Source organism: Dietzia aerolata (assembly GCF_014144865.1).
In the GTDB taxonomy this organism is placed as follows: Bacteria; Actinomycetota; Actinomycetes; order Mycobacteriales; family Mycobacteriaceae; genus Dietzia; species Dietzia aerolata.
This window is the reverse complement of sequence record NZ_JAALDM010000220.1, coordinates 1-2,870: the sequence shown is the minus strand read 5'-3', so window position 1 is coordinate 2,870 and position 2,870 is coordinate 1. Positions and strand designations below refer to the sequence as shown.

At 66.6% G+C, this 2,870-nt stretch carries 2 protein-coding genes; both read right to left on the bottom strand.

Annotation, left to right across the window (positions count from 1 at the left end; translation table 11 throughout):
* A partial coding sequence (locus tag G6016_RS12565) for a (Fe-S)-binding protein (protein ID WP_182632979.1) occupies positions 1-2,216 on the bottom strand: 2,216 nt, incomplete at its 3' end.
* Between the two features lie 209 nt (positions 2,217-2,425).
* A partial coding sequence (locus G6016_RS12560; protein WP_241730281.1) for a S1 family peptidase occupies positions 2,426-2,870 on the bottom strand: 445 nt, incomplete at its 5' end.

Genomic DNA, 2,870 nt, shown 5'->3' with positions numbered 1-2,870 from the left:
AGCTGGGCCACGTCCACGACCTCGACCTGGCCCTCCTGCTCGGTGCCGTCGGTCTGGGCGGTGGTGCCGTCCGAGAGCATCACGCGGCAGAACGGGCAGCCCGTGGCGATCTTCTTGGGCGAGGTGGACAGCGCCTCGTCGACACGGTCGACGTTGATGCGCTTACCGATCGTCTCCTCCATCCACATGCGCGCGCCACCGGCGCCACAGCACATGGAGCGCTGCCCGTGACGGGGCATCTCCTTGAGGGTCACGCCCGAGCCGTCCATGAGCTCACGCGGCGCCTCGTACACCTGGTTGTGGCGGCCGAGGTAGCACGGGTCGTGGTAGGTGACGGTGCCGTCGATCGGGGCCACGGGCACCAGGCGCTTGTCCCGCACGAGGCGGTTGAGCAGCTGGGTGTGGTGGACCACCTGGTAGTCGCCACCGAGCTCGCCGTACTCGTTCTTGAGCGCGTTGAGGCAGTGGGCACAGGTCACGACGACCTTGCGCTGCGAGGTGGGAACGCCGTCGAAGGCGTTGTTCATCGTCTCGATGTTCTGCTCGGCGAGCATCTGGAACAGGAACTCGTTGCCCGCGCGGCGAGCGGAGTCACCGGTACAGGTCTCGCCCTGGCCCAGCACCGCGAACTTCACGCCGGCGGTGTGCAGCAGGGTCGCCACGGCCTGCGTGGTCTTCTTGGCGCGGTCCTCGAAGGCACCGGCACAGCCGACCCAGAACAGGTACTCGGTGTCGGAGAAGTCCTCGATGTCCGAGCCGATCACCGGGATGTCGAAGTCGAGCGAGTTCATCCACTCGTCACGGCCGGAGTTGTTCTGGCCCCACGGGTTGCCCTTGTTCTCGAGGTTCTTGAACAGGCCGGCGAGCTCGGTCGGGAACTCCGACTCGATGAGCACCTGGTAGCGGCGCATGTCGACGAAGTGGTCGACGTGCTCGATGTCCACCGGGCACTGCTCGACACACGCGCCACAGGTGGTGCAGGACCACAGTGCCTCGGGGTCGATGATGCCGGCCAGGGTCGGGTCCTCGGAAACGTCGGCGGTGGTCCCACCGACCAGCGGACGCTGCGCCTCGATGCGGGCGGCCTCCGGGATCTTGGCCAGCTTGGCCTCGTCCGGGTTGCCGTCGGCGTCGACCAAGCCGGTCTCCTCGCCCATGGTGGTCTTGCCACCGGCAAGCAGGTACGGGGCCTTGGCGGCACCGTGGTCGCGCAGCGCCATCATCATGAGCTTGGGGCTCAGCGGCTTACCGGTGTTCCAGGCGGGGCACTGCTCCTGGCAGCGGCCACACTCGGTACAGGTGGAGAAGTCCAGCCAGCCCTTCCACGAGAAGTCCTCGATCGCGCCGGCACCGAGGACGGGCTCGAAGTCCTCGTCCTCCTCGGTCTTGGCCTCGATCTTCTCCATGGTCAGCGCTTCGCCGTCCATGGTCATGGGCTTGAGTGCACCCAGCGCGGTGCGGCCGTCGGCCTCGCGCTTGAAGTAGATGTTGAAGAACGCGGAGAAGCGGTGCCAGGCCACGCCCCAGGTGATGTTGCGGCCCACGACGTACAGCCAGACCATGCCGGTGAGCAGCTTGACCAGCGCGAAGATCGACACCATGATCTCGTTGGCCGGCAGGATCGTCGAGAGCGGTCCGGAGACCCAGTCGGTCGCCCAGTGCCAGTGATATCCGTCGGCCTCGAGCAGCGAGAGCTTGCCGGCCTTGACGAAGATCATGCCCAGGCCCTCGAGGAGCACCACGGCCTCGACGAAGTAGGCGGCCTTGCGGTCCGAGCCGGTGAAGCGGTTGATGCCGCGACGCTGGTTGATCTGGCGGATGACGATCAGCACGGTGATGCCGATGACGGTGCCCAGGCCCAGGAACTCGTCGATCGCGTGCCACCACGTCTGATCAGAGAGCCACGGCCAGCCGCCGCGCGGATTGAACGTCTGGATGTACGCCTCGAACCAGACGATCGAGCCCAGCAGGAAGCCCACCATGACGAACCAGTGGAAGAAGCCCACCGAGCGTTTGCGGGCCATCCGCGTGTGGGCCGCCACCTCGACGATGACGTTCTTCAGTCGCGAGAAGACCGGACCGAAGCGGTTGAAGCCGTCCTTCTGGCCGAGCATGATGCTCCGCACCATCCGGGAGACCCCGCCGATAAATGAAGCCCAGCAGATCAAACTGAGCAGGACGCCTATCGTCCCTAGTGTGATGGTCACGCCTGACATGGTTCGCGGCCTTTCGTCGCACTTCTCGACGTACGGGCGCCTGGGTTAGGCACGGCGGCGCCCGTCGACAGTGTTGGTGTCAAAGGTAAGGCACGAGGGCCCCGTTCCACGAGTTCAGGTCTCCCTTACTTAAGAGTTCCCGACTCGCGGACGGGGCCCGCGCGGTTAACAGTGCTTCTGGTTGGTGCAGCGTTTCAGTTGATGCGCTTTCAGTTGGTGCGCAGGGTCAGTCCCTCGTGCGCGGCCAGCACGTCCTCGATCGGCACGGCCGACAGTCGCGGGGTGAACCCGGCCGCCTTCGCCACGGCGTCGGCGTTGGCGCAGGTCCCGGTGTCGGCGACGTTGGAGGCGCTGGAGATGCCCAGGGCCCGGTCGCCGGAGAACACCACGCCGCCGCTGTCGCCGGGCAGGGCGCACAGGTCGACGGTGAACGCGCCGTCGATGGTGCGTGAGCCGGCCACATCGATGTTGGCGTCGACCTGCGAGATGGTGCCGCACGAGAAGCCCGTACGGAAGCCCGTCTTGCAGGCCTTCTGGCCCACGACGGGGGCCGCGGTCCCGATGATCGGCTGGGTGGCGTCACGGTCGGTGCCCACCAGGTTGGAGGCGAATCGCGCGGCGTCGTCGTCGTCGACCTCGATCAGGGCGGTGTCG